The sequence below is a fragment of the Planococcus antarcticus DSM 14505 genome, from assembly GCF_001687565.2.
Classification (GTDB): Bacteria; Bacillota; Bacilli; order Bacillales_A; family Planococcaceae; genus Planococcus; species Planococcus antarcticus.
In genome coordinates this window covers 3,333,096-3,352,361 of sequence record NZ_CP016534.2, presented here as the reverse complement: position 1 = coordinate 3,352,361, position 19,266 = coordinate 3,333,096, and the positions used below count along the sequence as shown (strand labels likewise).

The following is a 19,266-nucleotide window of genomic DNA, read 5'->3' as shown; positions in this document are numbered from 1 at the left end:
GGTGTTTTAAAAGAGTCAATCAAAAATCTTTTTTCTCCCATTCATCCTCTGGAATTTCGAGGTCTTCACCCGAGAAGCGCTCTTCCTGAAACGGATCAGCATTCATATGAAAGCCGTTTTGTTCTCAGAAACCGGGCTGGTTTTCACCGATGAATTCGATGCCGCGGACCCACTTGACACTTTTTCAGAAATACAGGTGGGGGACCATGAAGCGCAGTGGATAGACGTGTTTGGCGGTGAGTGGCTCACTATCAAGTGAATGGGCAAGCTAGTACGTCTTCCCGGTCGAGGTCGGAGAGGGCAACATTAGTAGTGTAATCATAGTCGTCGTGAAGCATGACATAGCTGCTTTTAGGCATTACGCCCAGGTCTTTTAACAAGTCGACAAAGCGGACGCCTGTAAACGTATTGTCAAATCGGGACCAGCGCGTCACACAATGGATGTCGCGGGTCACAGTCGTTTGCGGCAATTTCAACAGATCATCACAATGCAGCGTGATTTCCTTGTCGACTTGTCCAAAAATTTTCAAAGTCCAAGTGGCCATATCGTATTCCGGTACTTCGCCTTCATGCAGGACTGGAAGGCGCTCCGTCAAGACTTGTCCCGGAGGCAGGCGTTCGGCCAATGAGGGATCCACTACAGGCACTCGTGTTCGTTTGATCCTTTCGGCTTTGCTCAACTTCATGCGATCACTCCTTTAACTAAATAAAACTCTTCCGCTAAAAAGGAGAAGAGTGGTTGTCTGCTGGTAAAATTCTCTTGCTCATCTCTCAGAACAACTCGGTTCTGTTGGATTTGGGACCATTCCAGCTAGTGAACTGGCGGTCGCCGGGCGTTGTCGGGCCATACCCTTTGCCTCTCTTGATAAGGATGTACAGTATTTAATTTTTTGTGTGACTTATTTTATCTAAACGAACGGTTTCTTACAAGATTATTCGGAAAATTATTCAGCTTCTCTCCAGCTGGCGTTATACTGGAAGTACGTAGAGGATTTGCCGGAATGGGCGAGCTCGATTTTAGAAGAATAAGGGGTCCTTTAAATGAAAAAAATGATGTGTCTTCTAAGTATAGCTATGTTGATGAGCGGCTGCGGCAATACGTCAGCAAACGATGATGAACTGCTTGTTTCGACAGCCTCCAGCCTGACCGAAGTGATGAAAAGGATGGAACAGGAGTTTCACAAGGTGGAACCGGATATTGAACTGAGCTTTAATTACGGCTCATCCAGCAAGCTGAGAAGCCAGATTGAACAAGGCGCACCGACAGACCTGTTTTTATCGGCTAGTGAAAAAGATATGGAATTGCTCGAAAAGCAGCAATTGGTTGAGTCGGAAAGTGTCAGGCCATTTGCTGGAAATCGTCTTGTTCTTGCTTCAGGTAAAGAATTTCCAGAAACTACAAATTTTGCGACTGTTTTATTGAATACAGAAGAAACTATTGCGGTGGGAGAGCCGGACAGCGTGCCACTTGGAGCTTATACAAAGCAAGAATTTGAAAGCCAGAAGCTATGGAAACCGCTTGAAGGCAGGCTTGTTTATGCCAAAGATGCCCGTCAAGTCGTGACGTATGTTGAAAGTGGGAATGCTGATCTTGGCATTATTTATTCTTCTGATGCTGTTATTTCCCGGGAAATAGTAGGGATACTTGAAGTGCCGTGGAAAATGGATTCTATTATTTATCCAGGAGCCATCGTAACAGCTTCTGGAAATCAACAGGCAGCATCCGTTTTTCTGGATTTTGTCACCGGTCCAAAAGGGCAGGCTATTCTTGAGCAATATGGCTTTTTACCGGCAGATGGAGAAACACCATGATGGCGTATGATTTGTCGCCACTTTGGTTATCACTGCGAGTAGCAGCTATTTCCACATTATTTGTGTTTTTGGTCAGCCTTGCGCTGGCGCGATTCATGAGCCGGCGCGAATTTTTCGGCAAAAGCCTTGTTGAAGCTTTGATTCTTTTGCCTTTAGTTCTACCGCCGACAGTCATTGGCTTCGGCTTGATTGTGTTGTTCGGTGTCAACGGTCCACTGGGCATTTTGCTTGAGCAATGGTTCGGATTTCGAGTGGTTTTTACTTGGATTGGTGCAGCAATTGCCTCTTTTGTGGTGTCTTTGCCGCTGATGTATCAAAGTGTCCTCGCTGCTTTTGAAAAAGTAGATCCGCGCTGGGAAAATGTTGCACGGACGATGGGGGTATCTGAATGGCGCATTTTTCGGACCATCACATTTCCGCTGGCCTGGTCGGGCATACTTGCCGGATTGATCCTGGCATTTGCACGGGGAATCGGCGAATTCGGTGCGACACTAATGATCGCAGGTTATATACCAGGTGTGACGGAAACGGTGCCGCTGGCGATTTACTTTGCTTATGAAGCAGGAGATATGGAAAAATCCTTGTTTTGGGTGCTGATTATTTCCTCACTTGGGGTAGCCGCCATCACATGGGTCAATTACTGGCGCAGAAAGACCGCCATGCGTATCGGAAGGGAGTGAGCAAATGCTTTTAGTGGACTTTCAAAAACAGTTAGACCATTTTAGTTTAAAAATGGTATTCGAGCTAGACCGAGAAATCCTGGCACTGGTTGGCTCTTCCGGTTCCGGTAAGACAACACTGCTGAATTGCCTGGCGGGAATTGTTCATCCAGATGCCGGGCAGATTTCATTGAATGGCACAGATTTTTTTAAAAGCGGACAAAAGCCGCTTAAGATTCAAAAGAGGAAAGTCGGCTATTTGTTTCAGGATTATGCGTTGTTCCCGCATTTGACTGTAGAACAAAATATTTTGTACGCAGTGCCTCGGGGAACGGATATCTTACATATTACGGAACTGACAAAAATTCTAGGTATCACCAGTCTGTTGGCCAAATACCCCCATCAGATTTCAGGTGGTGAAAAGCAACGTGTCGCATTAACACGTTCTTTAGCTGCCCAGCCGGATATCCTGTTGCTTGATGAACCCTTTTCAGCCTTGGATGACGCCAACCGTGACCACTGTCAGGAGGAACTGTTGCGGATCCACCAACAATGGCAAATTCCGATGATCTTTGTGACACACCGGATTGCGGATGCTGAGAAGCTGGCAGATCGCATTATGCGGATTGAAAAGGGACAAATGACAGAGAAGACCGTGGGTTGAGGACAACTGAAGTTTTAGGTAAATCATGGTAAAGTGACAATAACGAAGAAACTGTTTGAGCAATCAAACGGCTAGAAAGTAGGAAGCAAAGTGGATGAACGCTATTCAAGACAAGTCTTATTTAAACCGCTTGGCCAAACGGGTCAGCAAAAACTATCTTTAGCGACAGTCACCATCGTTGGATGTGGGGCTTTAGGGTCGGCGATTGCTGAAACATTGACGCGTGCCGGTATTGGAACCATCCATCTGGTCGATCGTGATTACGTGGAAAGATCAAATTTGCAACGTCAGCAATTATTCACGGAAGAAGATGCACGTCAAATGATGCCAAAAGTGGCGGCGGCAGAGCAACGGCTAAAAGCCATCCGCAGTGATTTAAGATTATTCACGTATTTAGAGCATTTGGATGCAGCAGGGATGGAAAAACTCGCGGCAGTTAGTGAGTTGATTTTAGATGCTACGGATAATTTTGAAACTCGTTTGTTGATTAACGACGCGTCTGTAAAATTTGGTGTGCCATGGATTTATGGAGCTTGTGTGGGCAGTTCAGGTGTCGTGTTTCCATTCGTTCCAAGCGAAAGCTCGTGTTTTCGCTGTCTTTTGCCCGTCCTTCCAGCAATCAATGAAACATGTGATACGGTCGGCATCATTTCACCAGCGGTCCAGGTGACGGCAGCGCTTCAATGCACAGAAGCGCTGAAATGGCTGAGCGGAAACCGAGAAGCGATGCGGAAAAAGATCCATCATTTCAATTTGTGGGATAATAGCCAGCTGGATATCGGCGTTTCGCGCATCAAAGATCCACAATGTAAAACGTGCGGAGAAGACGCAGTGTTCCCATCGCTTACCGAAACAGGTGTGAGTTCCTATGCGGTTTTATGCGGCCGTGATGCGGTTCAGATTCTGCCTGATCCGAACCGGCCTATCACTTTAGATGATGCTGAAAAAATTGGTAACCGACTTGAAGCAGGGGTAAAACGAACGCCTTATTTCGTCGAATTGAAAGTCTTCCATCACCGCATGGTGCTGTTCGGAAATGGCCGTTTGCTGATTCATGGTGTTCGCAACGTGGCGGCAGGCCGAAAATTATACCATCAAGTATTCGGGTAAACAGGAGGGGGAATTTGCATGTCGGAATCGTTCCAAACGGATCATCAAGTGCGCATGGCGGTATTGACTGTCAGCGATACGCGGACAAAAGAGACGGATACCGGAGGCCAGCTTGTACAGCGGCTCGCCCGGAATGAAGGGCTGGAAATAGTGGAGTATGACGTAGTGGAAGATGATATTGCGGCCATTCGCGTTATCGTGTCCGACTGGCTTGAGAAGGATCGAATTGATGTAGTTATTACTACTGGCGGAACGGGAATTGCCAAACGCGATGTCACCTTGGAAGCCGTCAAGCCGTTTTTTGAAAAGGAAATTGATGGGTTTGGTGAACTCTTTCGTTACGTTAGCTTTTCCGAAGACATCGGCACGAAAGCGCTTCTAAGCCGCGCAGCAGCAGGTGTTGTCAATGACAAAGCCATCTTCGTTCTACCGGGATCCAGGGGAGCTGTGAAACTTGCGATGGAACGGCTGATCCTCCCGGAAATCCAGCACATTTACTCTGAATTGAACAAACACCACCAGCCAGGTTTTTAGTAAGTTGCTGAAAAAAGATTCACCAACCAGTAAAAAGTAAAAGCCTATGGAACCGTCAGTTCATGACAGGTCCATAGGCTTTTTAGGTACAGTTGATTAAGCGGTGAAGTTGCCGTCATGGCTCAGCAGATCGGCGGATTTTCCGTCGATCATCTCGGTACTGTTGTTGATGAAAATTATCTGGAGTGGACCGTCAGTCGCGTGCGTAATCACCTGATTTCCCGCCGGTTTTCTGGAGTAGCATCGTCGGACCGATGATCATTTCCTTACCGGCGGCTTTGCACATATCGTAGATCGTCAAAGCAGCAGCTGAAGCGGCCGTTAGAGCTTCCATCTCAACACCTGTGGGCCCCTTCGTTTTGACTTCGGCTGTCAGCAAGACTTCAAAATGATTAACATCTTCATCGACGTTCCACTGAAATTCAATATCGACACCACTAAGAGCCAAGGGATGGCACATTGGAATAATCTGTGCGGTGTTTTTGGCGGCCATAATGCCGGCCACCTGAGCGACGGCAAAGACATCACCTTTTTTATTGGTGCCTTCTTTGATCTGTTGGTAAATCGCTTTGTTCAGCAGAACAGAAGTAGTGGCACGGGCTGTGCGGACGCTGTCTTTCTTATCGGAGACGTCGACCATTTTTGCGCGGCCTTGAGCATTGAAATGAGTCAGTTCTGACAACGGAATCATCCTTTCAGTAGTGAATATTTTCAGTATAGCATGACTGATGGAAGACATGATTGTTCATGTGACCATTCAATCAAGCATCAGTGACCTTATTTTACGCTCTCAAAATCGAGGAATTTATCTTAATTTGACGAGTGGGTATAATTTCTATTATTTACAATATTATTCCAGTGTGTTTGAATAGAAATAGCATAAGAAAAAGGTGGAGATCAATTGAAAACTACAGAGTATCAAGAAAATTTAAATCCATTTACCGCAATCTGGACGCGTCCACGCGCTAGCGTTCGATACGTCATTGAAGAGAAAGCGTCTAGTTTTACCTTCTTATTAATTGTTTTGTCAGGCTTTGTGGGAGGTCTTCTTAGCAGTCTAGATTCAGAGCAGTTTCTTCCTGTAGGGGGAATCTTTTTGCTGGCTCTGTTAGGTGGACCGATTGGAGCTGTAGTGAGTACGGCTATTGGTTCCGGTATTTACCTGTTGGTTGGCCGGTTATTTAAAGGTGAAGCCACGTATACCGAAATGTTTCGTGCAGTATTAACGGGGCAAATTCCGCAAATTTGGCTTTTTCCCATGCTAGTGTTTTGGATGCTGCTATTTCCAGAAACTTATTTTCTACAGTCAGGTGAGATGCCATTTGAAGACGGCGATCTGCTATCGCTACTTTTCATCCTTATTTTAGGGATTGTGTCTATTTGGACGTTCATCGTTCAATGCAAAGCTGTTGGGGAAGCGCATAGAATTTCCGCCTGGAAAGGTTTTTTTATCATCGTTATTCCTGCAACGGTGTTTATTGTAATCATCGTGGCCATTATTGCTGCAGTTATGATTGCAAGTGTATAAGTTGTTCAAAAAAACAAGGCAACCCTAATGGTTGCCTTGTTTTTTATGGTTTCTCCACTTTCTTGACATCTCCTGTCTCTTCAACATCCGCTACTTCCCGCCGAACGGTTTCATTGATGACTTGAACGTCTTTGACTTTGCGTTTGCCGATGACAATTTCTTCACGGATCACTTTCTTTTTGCCGATATCCAGGCGCTCTTCGGAGAGCGGAATGTAGATGGCATCGCCTTTTTCGTAAGCTTGTTTTGGTGTCAGCACCTGCTCATCTTTTTCGGTGTCCATTTCCGCAGAAAGGGGGCGTCGGTCGATGACAATTTCTTCACGTTCCACTGGTACTTGAATTTCTCTATCTTCTTCCACCAGCTGCTTCTGGACCTGAATTTTACCTGTCTGGACTTTTTCCTTGTCGATGCTTAGCTGTTCCTCGTGGAGTGCGAGATGCTGCTCTTCGGTATCGGAGCCGGCAGTAGGAAGATCGCTTTCTCGGTCGGGTCGCAAAGCTGCTTCCGGTTGAGGTGCAGATGCAGGTTCACTGTTTGTGTAAAGGAGGAGCTTGCCGTTCTCGACCTGCCGGAAATAATGGTCTGTTTCTTCCGTGTGTAGTCCCATCCGGTTAAAGGCATCTTTTGTGATGTCTTCGCCAGCTAAAAAGGCAATGACTTTGCCTTTGAAATTATCGCGGTCCTGTGTGTCGACATGAACCGCGGTGTGATCGATCAGCAAGTGGATCTGTTCGTCATGATTGGATACTAGATACAGCTCTTCTTCTTCGTATCCTGCTGCTTTTAATTCACCCACTTTGATCAGTACTTGCGCCTGCGCGTCAAAAAGACCGATGAGTTTATTCCCTTTTTTCTCCATGCTCTATTCCTCCTGTGTCACTTGCACCAATTAACTTTGTTAAAGCTCTTTTACCCATAGTTGCATGCGGGATAAACCTCATGACATCAGGACGTAAAAGGCGCATCCAGATCAACTCGACCGGATGCGCCTTTTGCTGCTCATTAAAATGAGTTGCGCTCATCTTTTTTCGATTTGACCTGTTCGTCAATATCCGCTTCTTCGCGGCGTACGGTTTCATTGACCACTTCCGTGTCCTGCACTTTGCGTTTGCCGACAATAATTTCTTCACTGACGACGTCTTTCTTGCTGACTTCGACCCGTTCTTCGGAAACAGGGATGTGGATGGTTTCTCCATCATCGTAAACGCCTTTATCCGTCAATCCACCTGTTCCGGAGGTGACTTCTTCGTTTACCTGCCGGCGTTCTAAGTAGACCTCTTCGCGTTCGACCGGTACTTCGATGGTCTGCTGCTCTTCGACTACATGCTTGCCTACATTCACTTCACCAGTCTGTACGCGTTCTTTGTCGACGCTCAGGCGCTCTTCATGAAGGCGAAGATGTTCTTCTTCGTCGTGGCTGCCGGGAGTCGTCTTACTTGCCGCTCCGGCTCTTGTTTGAGTGCCATCGTATGGCTTATACGATGAACCGTAGTCGCTGTTTACATAAAGCACGAGTTTGCCGTTTTCTACTTGGCGGTAATACTCATCTGCTTCGCTGGTTCCCAATCCCATTTGAGTGAAAGCGTCTCGTGTGGAATCCTCTCCAGAAATAAAAGATTTGAATTTGCCCATTATATCCTCGTCTTCCTGTGTATTTAAATGAACATCCGTCTGGCCCTGGACCATGGACAGCTGATCATCATGCTTGGCAATTACATACATATCCTCTTCTTTATAGCCTTGTGCTTTCAGTTCACTGATTTTATGCAAAACTTCCGCTTGTACGTCGTATGCTTGAATTAAAGTTGTTTCTTTGTTTGTCATTGTCAATTCCTCCTAATAGTGATCAATCACCTGTAAAGTAAGGTAATGATAATCTACCCCGTAGTTTTTCAGAATAAACCCCTCGTAATTTCTGCGGAATAGGAAAATTATATTTTTCTTCAAGCGCCAAGCAGAGCGACTAGAAGGAGCAGAGGGGTTACCTTGGATGAATGCGAAAGTACAGCGACAAATATCCGATGAAAAATAAAGGCTTGCTTTACTGCTCTTTTTTTTGTACAATTTAAAACGTAATCATTACTATTTAAGGGAAATAGAAAGGAGGCTGTGCCATTATGGAAGAACTTGTTCCGGTTACGGTGCTGAGCGGGTATCTGGGAGCTGGCAAAACAACTTTGCTCAATCATTTGCTTCACAACCGGGAAAACCTGAAAGTGGCAGTTATTGTCAATGACATGAGCGAAGTGAACATAGATGCAGCCTTGGTCCAACAAGGAGGCTTTTCTCAGACAGAGGAAAAACTGGTCCAAATGCAGAATGGCTGCATCTGCTGTACCTTGAGGGAGGATCTCATGGTGGAGGTTGAGAAGCTGGTGAAACTTGGAGATATCGACTGCATCGTGATCGAATCATCCGGCATCAGCGAACCGTTGCCAGTGGCGCAAACTTTCACATATCAGGACGAAGCGATAGGAATCGATTTGACAAAAATTTGCCGCTTGGATACGTTAGTTACCGTAGTGGATGGTTATGCTTTTTGGAAGGATTTTGCATCTGGAGAGTCGCTGCTGGAAAGAAGCCAAGAGGCGACAGCAGAAGACGTTCGGGAAATTTCGGACTTACTGATCGATCAAATCGAGTTTGCCAATGTCATTCTAGTAAACAAAATGGATTTGGTGACGCCGCAGGAACGAAACCGACTAAAGGGGTTGCTTGCATCACTAAATCCGGATGCGCAGATCATTGAAACCATGAACTCGAAAGTGGCTTTGGACAAAGTAGTAAACACGGGCTTATTCGATTTTGATAAATCGAGCCAAAGCGCCGGCTGGATCAAGGAACTGAACGAAGAGCATATTCCCGAATCCGATGAATATGGCATTGCTTCATTTGTCTACCGGAGCAAAAAACCGTTCCATCCAGAACGGCTGATGGAATGGATATTGGAATGGCCAGTGGAAGTTGTTCGTGCCAAAGGCTTTTTGTGGCTTGCAACAAGAACTGAAGCGGCGGTTTTATTGTCACAGGCCGGGCCATCGCTTGGCATTGAGCATGCAGGCCAATGGGATCTGGAAAATGGCGTTAAAATGACCGAGTTGGTGATGATTGGCATTGACATGGACCAAGCAGGTATAGTCAAAGAGCTGGATCAGTGTTTGCTGACAGATGAAGAAGAGACACAGGATTGGACAACATTCCATGATCCACTGCCAGGATTTCAATTACTTTCTTGAGGAGGAAAAACGATGAGAGTCAATATAACATTAGCATGCACAGAAACCGGGGACCGAAATTACAACACAACGAAAAATAAGCGGACAAACCCGGAACGCATTGAATTGAAAAAATACAGTCCACGTCTCAAGAAGGTCACGATTCACCGTGAGACGAAATAATTTTTTGTGAAATATAAATCGTAATAATTACTTTTAGGAGGTAGAAGAATGGCTAAAAAATCAAAAGTTGCACGTCATAAAAAGCAGCAGGCAATGGTTGAACGATATGCAGAACTGCGTCAGGAACTGAAAGAAAAAGGTGACTTTCAGGCATTGGCAAATTTGCCGAAAGATTCATCTCCAGTCCGTTTAAATAATCGCTGCGGTGTGACAGGGAGACCACGCGGCTTTATGCGCAAGTTCGGCATGTCGCGGATCGTTTTTAGGGATTTGGCGCATAAAGGCCAGATTCCCGGTGTTAAAAAGGCCAGTTGGTAGAGCGATCTTTCATGTCTTTTCTTTCTAAAAAATTTAAAAGAATGGAAACTGTCGACTAGCAGCACATTCCCATCACGGTGAGCAGTGGTGTTGCGGCTTATGAATCTGGAGATAATGTGGAAAGTTTGTTGTCGCTTGCTCATGGTTTTCTCTACAAAGCTAAGGCTAGTAGCAGAAATTGCGTCATTGGAAACTAATACAGAACTGCACCGTACATCCGTCTTTGAGGCGGATGTATTTTTTTGCGGAAAAACGGTAAATAAACCCATTACAATCCTCGGTTCAAAGGCTATAATAAAGGCATAAAAAAATATCTTTGCCTTTGGAGGTTCTGATGGAAAAATACAATCGATTGCTGGGTGAACGGGTGATAGCAGATAAGGCATTAGTTGCTCAGTTAATTCATGAAGAAGCGGTCAAACACACTCCCCTTGAGCAATTGCTAGAGCATAAGGAATTAGTGGAGGTCGTCAAAGCAGCCAGAGCCGATTTTGTGGAATTGCTTGGAGAATCCATCATCAATAGCTGTGACGAGGAAAAAGTGCTTGCAGGTATCGCAGCTTGGGGAGAAGCGACAGGGAACTTCTTTTTTGAAAACAATATGGCATTGGATGATGCTATGGCGGAAACCTCGCTTTACCGCAAACACATCGGAAAAATCATTAAGACAGAAGCGATTCATAAAAAAATGGACCTTCCGCTTCTTTTTAATGTCATGGAGTTTTTCCATTCATTGCTGGATCATGCAGTATATTCGTATACAAATACTTACACGGGTTCGTATCAGCGGAAATTGAAATCGGCAAGAAAGGAATTTCTTGAACTGTCAGCACCGGTCGTCCCTGTCAGTGATCAGATTGCCATTTTGCCGTTAGTAGGCAGTATTGAAATTGACCGTGCCCGCTATATTCTGGAGAAGACACTGCTATCCGCCAATCAGCTGAAAATCAAGATGCTCATTGTAGATCTGTCGGGAGTGGTACGGGTAGACTCGATGGTGGCGGAACAAATTATCAAAATTGTCCAGTCGCTGAAGCTAGTTGGGGTACGGTCCATTCTGACTGGCATCCGACCCGAAATCGCCAGAACGTTGGCTGAAATTGGCGTCGATTTAAAAGACCTAGAAATTGGCGGCAGCTTAAAGCGGGTTTTGGAACAGATGAAAGATAACGAATTTAAAAAACGTTGAAGCCCGAGGGCTTCAACGTTTTTTTGTGATGAACTTAGTTAGTAACAGCCTCTGAATGCAGATCTGGCAATGATTTACGCAATGCTGAGGCTTCTTCTTCGGTCAATGAAAGCATCGGCAAGCGTACACCACCTACCTGGACACCGGTCATGTTGAGCGCTGCTTTGACCGGAGACGGATTTGGCGCAGCGAACAATGCTTTCATGGTCGGCAATAAACGTCTATGGATAGCCGCTGCTGTTTTTACGTCACCTGTTTTAAAGCTAGTAATCATGTCCTGCATAGCGCTGCCGATAATATGTGCAGACACTGAGACGATACCAGTTCCGCCGATTGACAGCATCGGTAAAGTCAGACTGTCATCACCGCTGTAGACAGAAAAAGATGCCGCTGTTTTTTCAATGATTTCTGCAGTTGCATCTAAGTCGCCGCTCGCTTCTTTGACAGAAACAATGTTGTCAATCTTGGACAGGCGGATAATCGTCGCTGGGGACATAGTGACCACGCTGCGCCCTGGAATATTGTAAAGCATGACTGGCAGACGTGTAGACTGGGCAATTGCCTGGAAATGTTGGAACATACCTTCCTGTGACGGCTTGTTGTAATAAGGAGTGACCAACATGACGCCGTCAACGCCAGATTCTTCCGCTTGTCTCGTCAATGAAATGGATGCGCGCGTATTGTTTGAGCCGGTCCCTGCGATGACTGGGATTCTGCCGGCGACGATGTTGACGGTAAACTGGAACAACTCTACTTTTTCATCTGTTGATAAAGTCGGAGATTCACCTGTTGTTCCCGCGATGACAAGGGCATCTGAACCGTTCGCTATCAAATGCTCTATCAGTTTCTGAGTTGCCGGAAAGTCAATTTCTCCATGTTGATCGAATGGTGTTACCATTGCTGTAATTACTTGGCCGAAATTCATAAAAAACACACCCTTTTCTAATTTTTGTCGAAGCTTAGAGGTGAGGGGCCAGTCAGGAATGAACAAAAAAAGCAGCAACGAGGGGTCCCGTTGCTGCAGTAGAAACAATGTTTACCATTCGTTCCTGTGCATCAGATAGCCCTCCATATAGTTTCCTATATGACAGTCCTGCATTTGTTGAATGCAGACCCAGCGAACAGAAATATGAGATTTCCGCCACTTCGGCAAATCCCCCTTTCGGCAAACGTCAATGGATCTCATTGTCCTCGTTTTGCGTACTGGTGGTTTTTGCGCCTCTATCCTACTCCATGAAAGCTGGAGCAAGAAATATTTAATTAGCTGTACTATAACAAATTTCCCTGTCAATTACAAGATAGAGAATGTAAAATCTTACGAAAAAGGAGTGATCCGGGATGAACGAGCAGACCTATGAATACCAGTTGAACATCGTAACAGAGGGAAACCAGCAGGGCTTCACGGATTCTTTGCACCATAACCGATACGAACCGACACCCTATGAGCTGCTGGACAAGCTATTCCAGAATTATAGCCTGTCCTCTGGAGACAGACTGGTGGATGTGGGATGTGGAAAAGGTCGCTTAAACTTTTATGTGCATCATTTATTTGGTGCAAAAAGTGCAGGTATCGAAATGAATCCAGTGTTCTACACCGAAGCTCTCGAAAATAAAAAACGATATTTGAAAAAGCATGCTGCTGCGGAGTCTAGCATTAACTTTTATAATTGCTTGGCACAGGAATATTCGATCGTAGCACAAGACACTATATTTTATTTTTTTAACCCTTTTTCCGTGGAGATCTTTATTGCTTTTATCAATAAAATTTTAATCTCAGTCGAAACAAACTCACGGAAAGTAGAAGTGATCCTGTTTTTTGCCTCACAGGAATACAGCGACTTTTTGGAAACTAGCACCGTTTTTCAATTGATAAAAGAAATCCAACTGCCCGATTTCCATAAAAATCCGCGCGAACGATTTTTAATTTATCGTCTGCCTAAAATGGATTAGAACTAGGACGATAACGGGTATGTTTACAATAAAAACAGTTGCGAAACGAGGAACCTTTATGGAATGGAAAGACAGAAAAGCCAGTAGAAACGTTGAAGACAGAAGAGGGAAAGGTGGTGTAATAGTAGCAGGAGGCGGCATCGGCAGTATTTTGATTGTGCTGTTAGTAGCATTTTTAGGCGGTGACCCGGGTGTCATTCTTGATCAATCAAATGGATCATCAGTGTCGACTTCAAACCAGCTGTACGAGTCAACAGCGCAAGAAGAAGAGTTGGCTGAATTTGTTTCAGTCGTTTTGGCTGATACCGAACAGGCCTGGACGGAAGTATTCGAAGAAGAAGGAATGGAATATGTCGAGCCGACATTGGTGCTTTACAGCGGAAGTGTTGAGTCTGCATGTGGGACGGCAGGTGCAGCCGTCGGTCCATTTTATTGTCCAGGCGACTACAAACTTTATATTGATTTGAGTTTTTACAATGAACTACACACCCAATTTCAAGCACCAGGCGATTTTGCTATGGCCTATGTAGTGGCACACGAAGTCGGACACCACGTCCAGAATCTTCTTGGTGTCATGGAAGAAGTGCAGCCTCTCCGCAACCAACTAAGCGAAGAAGAATACAATAAAGTGCAAGTTCGCTTGGAACTGCAAGCTGATTATTTATGGGGTGTTTGGGCAAATCATGCACAAGGCATGGGCTATCTAGAAGAAGGCGACCTAGAAGAAGCACTGACAGCGGCAAGTGCTGTAGGAGACGACACCATTCAACAACGTGCGCGTGGTTACGTAGTACCCGAAAGTTTTACACACGGCAGTTCCGAACAACGCCAAAGATGGTTCAAAAAAGGCTTTAAGGCCGGCAATTTAAAAGAAGGCGACACATTTAAAGCGACTGATTTGTGAGTGTAAATATTGAACTGAAGAGTTAGCTATTTAACTATAATATTTGAAAAAGACGAGGAAATCTTTTCAAGCGAACACTTTGATCAACAAGAAGTGAACGCGTATCTGGTGTGATAGAACAAAGCTAGCATAGCGATACAAGAGAAGACAATTTTTTCGTCGTCTTTCACTCTTTCTTTTAAGTGTTTTCAAATGACTAATTGTTAAGATGTGGAGTAAACCAACGGAGACTCCAAGGGAGCAGCGAAGCAACATGGAAAGAAATCCACTCGGGCGTAAAGCCCGAGTTAGTTCGGTGCAAGCCCGCAGGAAAGCGGAGTTGGTTTGCGGAACGTCTTTTAAAACTATTAATTCACCTTACATAGAAATCACTTTTTCAAATGCGATTAAAAGGGTGGAGCATTGATATTTTTGCTGATGTGATTCATTATATAAAATAGACAGTCTTTTCATGTGAGGTGAAAAGAAATATAGTTCTGTGAAGGAAGTACAGCATGATGGATGACAATATCACACGCATAGAATACAACGGCAAAGAATTGATCCTAATCGGTACGGCACATGTTTCTAAAGCTAGTGCAGAGCAGGTTAAAGCTGTTATCGAAGCAGAGCAGCCGGATTCAGTGTGCATCGAACTCGATGCGCAGCGCTATGAATCGGTTACGCAAGGCAGCAAATGGAAAGAGACAGATATTTTCAAAGTGATCAAAGACAAAAAAGCTAGCTTGCTTTTGATGAACTTGGCGATTTCTTCTTTTCAAAATCGACTCGCAGATCAGTTCGGGATTAAACCCGGACAAGAAATGATTCAAGGAATCGCGTCTGCTAAAGAGGCAGGAGCAGAACTCGTGCTGGCGGACCGCAATATCCAAGTGACGTTTTCGCGTATTTGGGGCAATATCGGCTTTATGGGAAAAGCACAGTTGTTGACATCTGTATTCTTCAGCATTTTCAGCAAAGAAACCATTTCAGAAGAAGATTTGGAAAAGATGAAATCACAAGATACGTTGAACGCGGTAATGGACGACTTTACACAAGCCTTTCCTAAACTAAAAGAGCCGCTTATTGATGAACGAGACCAGTATTTAGCGCAAAAAATAAAAAATGCGCCTGGAAAAAAAATCGTTGCGGTTCTTGGAGCAGCTCATGTGCCAGGCATTATCAAAGAAGTTCATAACGAACACGATTTAGCGAAGTTGTCGGAAGTTCCGCCAAAATCAAAATGGCCGAAAATCATCGGCTGGGCAATTCCGCTGGCGTTGGTCGCAATGATTGCCATTACTTTCATGAATAATCCGGCAGCCGGTATCGACCAAACCATTAGCTGGATCCTATGGACAGCCTGTCTTGGCGCTATTGGCGCTGCTGTAGCTTTTGGTCATCCATTAGCAATACTGACAGCTTTCGTCGGCGGACCAATCGGGGCACTGCACCCCCTTTTGGCTGCAGGCTGGTTTTCCGGGCTTGCGCAAGCCTACATTCGTCGCCCCAACGTTGGAGATTTTCAGACTTTATCGAAAGACGTGTTTACACTTAAAGGATTTTGGGACAATAAAGTCACGCGCGTTCTGTTGGTCGTTGTTTTGACAAATGTCGGAACTGCGGCAGGCAATGTCATCGGCGGCGTGGATGTTATCCGCTTGTTTTTCCAAAATCTATAATCGGATTTTTAACCGGACAGCGCAATTTGGCTGTCTGGTTTTTTTAGTTTACTGACGACGTTTTTTCCAGGGAAAAGGGTATAGATAAGTAACAGATTGCTAAAAATAAAGAGGCGCTTTACGATGGGCTTTTTTCTGGTTGGGATTTTGCTCTGGTCTCTAGTCATTGTGTCGATTGTGCTGGCGATTATCGGTCTTTGGAAAAGATCATGGAAAGCAATTGCTTGGAGCGGAATCACGTTGCTTCCGCCAATTTTACTCATTTTTATGGGAGGGCAGGGAATGTGGTTCCGGTTGTCTATTCTGTTGCCGCTGCTGTTATTTGTCGCTGCTTTTCTGATGAAGCACCAAAAGATGTACACTTTGTAAAATCGGATGGAATTTTCATCCGATTTTCTGTGCTATTTACTAGTATTTTTAATGCTATAGTTATACAATAATTATACAAAAATGCAGAGGAGACGGGCCGATGAAGTATATACTAGACCGAGGCAAGTTATTCATATTTTTAATTTTAATTCTGTCGATTGTAGGGGCGTATGTCTTTATCACATTACCTCAACGTGAGATTCCCGAAACACCGTCAAGCCTAGTTTTGATTTCAACAATCTTGCCGGGTGCAGGACCGGAGGAAGTGGAAACTTCCATAACCAATCCGCTGGAAAGTGAAATCCAAAAGGTAGATGGCATTGCCTCGCTGCAATCAGTGTCTGCCAATTCTGCTTCCATTATTACGTTGGAAATAGAAGACGGTGAAAATCCGGATGAGTTAATCAACAGCATCCAGCAGCAAGCAGGAAATGCCACATCAGGGTTCCCTGATAACGCATCAGAGACAACGGTAGAAAAACTAGATTTAACTTTTCCTTTAGTCTCATATATGTTCTATGGAGACAAAGAAGAACTGGCAAATATGGAAGATGCTTTATCGACGCTTTCTGAGGAAGTGGAAGCCGTTTCTGGAGTTGCTGGAACAACGGTTAAAGGCTTGAATTCACAGCAAGTTCTGATTGAACTTAATAGTGAAGAGTTAGCAGCTAACCAGCTTCAGCCATTTGAAGTGCTCCAATCGCTTCAACAAGCGAATCAGCCATTGTCTCTTGGAACACACGATAACGGCAATGAGCAAGTCAGCCTGACTGTGCAACAAGGTCAAGGCATCGAGAAACTAAAAGAACTGCAAGTAGGTGCAGCAGCAGTTCCACTTGCAGATGTTGCGACGATCGAAACGGTAGATCAAGAAACGGAAGATATTGTCACGTTCGAAGGCGAAGACGCCATTTCGTATACCGTCTTTTTGCAGACAGGACAGGATGTTCCTGCTGTAGATGATAATGTCTCTGAAATTATTGAAGAATTTGCAGGAGATCTGCCAGCCGGAGTGCAAGCAGAGAAATATGAATCTCAAGCGGATAATGTGAATGAAATCTTCGACGGCCTATATGTTTCATTGGCTATCGCTGTATTAGCTGTTTTGATTGTCACGACAGCTGGATTAACTTTGTATGGATCTTTTGCGGTTGCGTTAACCGTGCTAGTTTCGGTACTAATCGGGATGATTCCGATTCCATGGCTGGGCGTTGACTTAAACCAGATTTCAGTTATCGGTCTCATTATTGCGATCGGTATTCTAGTCGATGACAGTATCGTGGTCAATGATAATATTCAGCGGCGTTATAAGCTAGGTGATTCAGCACTTGATGGAGCCATTACCGGTGTCCGCGAAGTGTACCCATCTATTATTTCTTCTAGTTTGGCGATTGTCGTCACATTTTCACCGTTATTGCTGTTGTCAGGTGGTAATGGTGCGTTTATCAAGGCCTTGCCAAGTATTTTAATTACGACGATTTTAGCTTCAACGGTGCTATCGATTACACTTGTACCAATGATGCAATATTTGAAAACGAAACGAAGAGCGAAAAAAATTTCGGATACTCCTGGATTTTTAGGGAAACCACTCGAGAAAATCGCTTTGTTTTATTCAAATAAAGTATTGCGTGGCGTATTAAAACGCCCTCTACTTGTTGGAGTCGGAGGCTTGTTGGTCGCGACTGGGCTATTGTCCCTTGCGCTCTTTACGCCTTTTGAATTTTTCCCAGCAGCTGACCGCGAAGAAGTAACAATGAATGTCCGCCTGGCAGAAGGCACAACGATTGAAAATACCGATGAATTTCTTGCTAGTTTGACAGAAGAAGTCGAATCTGAAGATGACAACATTGCTGAAATCTCAATCTTTTCGGGTGAAGGCTTGCCGAACTTGTTTGCATCTTCAATGAATAATACAGGAGGCAACACAGGTCAAGTGGTATTCCGCATTGACCGTGACCAAACAACCGCTGCTGATTTTATCGATAAATGGCAGCCCGAGTTACGCGAGCGTTTCCCAGAAGCAGAAATTTTCTTGGATACGATTGTTCAAGGTCCACCTGTAGGGGCTCCAGTTACAGTGGATATTACAGGTGAAGATATTGAAGAGTTAGCATCTCTCCGCGACCAATTAAAAGAACAGATGCTTGCAGAAGGCGCTACGATTGTTACAGACAATTTAGGTGATCCGGTTCCAGCGATTGAGTATGTGCCGAATCAAGATGCGCTACAAGAAAACAAGATCGCACTTAGTTCAGTAACCAATCAACTGCAGCTTTTGACACAAGGTGTGCCTCTATACACCATTTATGAAAGTCAAATGCCGTATCAAGTGTTCTTAAAGCAATCCGGCATTGACGAAGGTCAACCAATTGATTTGTCTCAATTCGAGGTTCCGGCACTTAGTCAACAAGGACCACCGACATTGGTTCCGATGGATGAGTTGCTAACACCAGAAGACACAACGAAATTGTCACAAGTGCCGCATAAAGAAGCGGAACGTTCGATTACGCTTCGTGCATTTGGTGACGTTGCTGACTTTGAAAACAAAATGCTAGCAGTCGTGGATACAGAGCGTGAGTCTTTGCCAGAAGGCTATGAATTATCAACGGGTGGAGAAAACTCTGATCAGGAAGCTTTCTTTGCTGAAATTAGCATCCTGTTCCTAGTGGTCATTTTGCTCGTGTATCTCGTTATCGCATTCCAGTTTAAATCGTTCAGCTTGCCATTCCTTGTCTTAATCGCCGTTTACTTAGGTGTTTCTGGTGCCATTCTTGGATTGTTCTTAACGCAAACGCCGCTAAGTTTCCTTGGCGTTATGGGAATTGTTTCGCTGACAGGAATCGTGGTACGAAACGCAGTCGTCTTGATCGACTTTGTAGAAACGCGTCGTCTATCGGGAAACTTCGATATTAAAGAAGCTATTATTGAATCTGGCTATGCTCGTATCAAACCCATTCTTTTGACAACCATTACATCGATTATTGCACTCGTGCCAATTGCGTTGTCAGGAGATCCACTGTTTGAACCATTGGCTGTGACCATCATTGCCGGTTTGGCATTCTCCAGCCTGTTTACACTGGTGATGATTCCAGCGTTGTACCTGGTATTCTACCGGGTGAACCGACGCAGAAATAAAATTGCAGAATAAAATGGAACTGTGCAGCCTT

Annotated in this window: 20 protein-coding genes, 1 pseudogene and 2 riboswitches; of the genes and pseudogenes, 16 read left to right on the top strand and 5 right to left on the bottom strand. The window is 44.7% G+C overall.

What is annotated here, in order from left to right; all coding sequences use genetic code 11:
- Positions 1-19: 19 nt before the first annotated feature.
- Positions 20-686, bottom strand: a pseudogene (locus BBH88_RS16455) (sulfite oxidase-like oxidoreductase).
- A 75-nt stretch (positions 687-761) separates the two neighbouring features.
- A riboswitch (SAM riboswitch) is annotated at positions 762-872 on the bottom strand.
- A gap of 169 nt (positions 873-1,041) precedes the next feature.
- On the opposite strand from BBH88_RS16455, the gene modA reads away from it, so the two are divergent.
- The 5 genes from modA to BBH88_RS16430 all read left to right on the top strand — a co-directional run bounded on the left by modA (position 1,042) and on the right by BBH88_RS16430 (position 4,779).
- Positions 1,042-1,812 (top strand): molybdate ABC transporter substrate-binding protein, encoded by a 771-nt coding sequence (gene modA / locus BBH88_RS16450; protein ID WP_006831103.1) that lies wholly within the window; start codon positions 1,042-1,044, stop codon positions 1,810-1,812.
- Positions 1,809-2,492, top strand: a complete 684-nt coding sequence (gene modB, locus BBH88_RS16445; protein WP_040852838.1) for a molybdate ABC transporter permease subunit — start codon at positions 1,809-1,811, stop codon at positions 2,490-2,492. The genes modA and modB overlap by 4 nt, the downstream gene beginning before the upstream one ends.
- Before the next feature lie 4 nt (positions 2,493-2,496).
- Positions 2,497-3,135, top strand: coding sequence for an ATP-binding cassette domain-containing protein (locus BBH88_RS16440; RefSeq protein WP_006831105.1), 639 nt, complete (start codon positions 2,497-2,499; stop codon positions 3,133-3,135).
- Between the two features lie 90 nt (positions 3,136-3,225).
- Positions 3,226-4,245, top strand: coding sequence for a ThiF family adenylyltransferase (locus BBH88_RS16435; protein ID WP_006831106.1), 1,020 nt, complete (start codon positions 3,226-3,228; stop codon positions 4,243-4,245).
- 18 nt (positions 4,246-4,263) lie between these two features.
- Positions 4,264-4,779 (top strand): MogA/MoaB family molybdenum cofactor biosynthesis protein, encoded by a 516-nt coding sequence (locus BBH88_RS16430; RefSeq protein WP_065536479.1) that lies wholly within the window; start codon positions 4,264-4,266, stop codon positions 4,777-4,779.
- A 193-nt stretch (positions 4,780-4,972) separates the two neighbouring features.
- Here BBH88_RS16430 and moaC read toward each other — a convergent pair whose 3' ends face one another.
- Entirely contained in the window at positions 4,973-5,461 is a 489-nt protein-coding gene (moaC, locus tag BBH88_RS16425) for a cyclic pyranopterin monophosphate synthase MoaC (protein ID WP_006831108.1), read from the bottom strand.
- Positions 5,462-5,680: 219 nt separating this feature from the next.
- Here moaC and BBH88_RS16420 point away from each other — a divergent pair, with 219 nt between their 5' ends.
- On the top strand, positions 5,681-6,307 hold the full coding sequence (locus BBH88_RS16420) for a Yip1 family protein (RefSeq protein ID WP_006831109.1): 627 nt from the start codon (positions 5,681-5,683) through the stop codon (positions 6,305-6,307).
- 43 nt (positions 6,308-6,350) lie between these two features.
- Here BBH88_RS16420 and BBH88_RS16415 read toward each other — a convergent pair whose 3' ends face one another.
- Complete coding sequence (locus BBH88_RS16415) at positions 6,351-7,169, bottom strand: YsnF/AvaK domain-containing protein (RefSeq protein ID WP_006831110.1); 819 nt, start codon at positions 7,167-7,169, stop codon at positions 6,351-6,353.
- Between the two features lie 143 nt (positions 7,170-7,312).
- The gene (locus BBH88_RS16405) at positions 7,313-8,134 is read right to left on the bottom strand and encodes a YsnF/AvaK domain-containing protein (RefSeq protein WP_065536480.1); all 822 of its coding nucleotides are present in this window, start codon (positions 8,132-8,134) and stop codon (positions 7,313-7,315) included.
- Positions 8,135-8,427: 293 nt separating this feature from the next.
- Here BBH88_RS16405 and BBH88_RS16400 point away from each other — a divergent pair, with 293 nt between their 5' ends.
- The 5 genes from BBH88_RS16400 (at position 8,428) to BBH88_RS16380 (ending at position 11,215) form a co-directional block, all read left to right on the top strand.
- Complete coding sequence (locus BBH88_RS16400; RefSeq protein ID WP_006831113.1) at positions 8,428-9,546, top strand: GTP-binding protein; 1,119 nt, start codon at positions 8,428-8,430, stop codon at positions 9,544-9,546.
- Positions 9,547-9,558: 12 nt separating this feature from the next.
- Positions 9,559-9,708, top strand: coding sequence for a 50S ribosomal protein L33 (gene rpmG / locus BBH88_RS16395; protein WP_006831114.1), 150 nt, complete (start codon positions 9,559-9,561; stop codon positions 9,706-9,708).
- A 48-nt stretch (positions 9,709-9,756) separates the two neighbouring features.
- Entirely contained in the window at positions 9,757-10,026 is a 270-nt protein-coding gene (gene rpsN / locus BBH88_RS16390; protein WP_006831115.1) for a 30S ribosomal protein S14, read from the top strand.
- Between the two features lie 77 nt (positions 10,027-10,103).
- On the top strand, positions 10,104-10,223 hold the full coding sequence (locus BBH88_RS20050; RefSeq protein ID WP_169823204.1) for a hypothetical protein: 120 nt from the start codon (positions 10,104-10,106) through the stop codon (positions 10,221-10,223).
- A gap of 137 nt (positions 10,224-10,360) precedes the next feature.
- Complete coding sequence (locus tag BBH88_RS16380) at positions 10,361-11,215, top strand: STAS domain-containing protein (RefSeq protein WP_006831117.1); 855 nt, start codon at positions 10,361-10,363, stop codon at positions 11,213-11,215.
- Between the two features lie 34 nt (positions 11,216-11,249).
- On the opposite strand, the gene dapA is transcribed toward BBH88_RS16380, so the two are convergent.
- On the bottom strand, positions 11,250-12,140 hold the full coding sequence (dapA, locus tag BBH88_RS16375) for a 4-hydroxy-tetrahydrodipicolinate synthase (RefSeq protein ID WP_006831118.1): 891 nt from the start codon (positions 12,138-12,140) through the stop codon (positions 11,250-11,252).
- A 128-nt stretch (positions 12,141-12,268) separates the two neighbouring features.
- Positions 12,269-12,447: riboswitch (Lysine riboswitch) on the bottom strand.
- A 106-nt stretch (positions 12,448-12,553) separates the two neighbouring features.
- Between dapA and BBH88_RS16370 the strand changes: the two genes are divergently transcribed.
- The 5 genes from BBH88_RS16370 (at position 12,554) to BBH88_RS16350 (ending at position 19,247) form a co-directional block, all read left to right on the top strand.
- A complete protein-coding gene (locus BBH88_RS16370) occupies positions 12,554-13,165 on the top strand; it encodes a class I SAM-dependent methyltransferase (protein WP_065536482.1) in 612 nt (203 codons plus the stop codon).
- Between the two features lie 58 nt (positions 13,166-13,223).
- Positions 13,224-14,069 (top strand): KPN_02809 family neutral zinc metallopeptidase, encoded by an 846-nt coding sequence (gene ypfJ, locus BBH88_RS16365; protein WP_065537348.1) that lies wholly within the window; start codon positions 13,224-13,226, stop codon positions 14,067-14,069.
- Between the two features lie 494 nt (positions 14,070-14,563).
- Entirely contained in the window at positions 14,564-15,730 is a 1,167-nt protein-coding gene (locus BBH88_RS16360) for a TraB/GumN family protein (RefSeq protein WP_040852841.1), read from the top strand.
- 123 nt (positions 15,731-15,853) lie between these two features.
- Positions 15,854-16,099, top strand: a complete 246-nt coding sequence (locus BBH88_RS16355; RefSeq protein WP_065536483.1) for a hypothetical protein — start codon at positions 15,854-15,856, stop codon at positions 16,097-16,099.
- Between the two features lie 100 nt (positions 16,100-16,199).
- Positions 16,200-19,247 (top strand): efflux RND transporter permease subunit, encoded by a 3,048-nt coding sequence (locus tag BBH88_RS16350; protein WP_006831124.1) that lies wholly within the window; start codon positions 16,200-16,202, stop codon positions 19,245-19,247.
- The last annotated feature ends 19 nt before the right edge of the window (positions 19,248-19,266 follow it).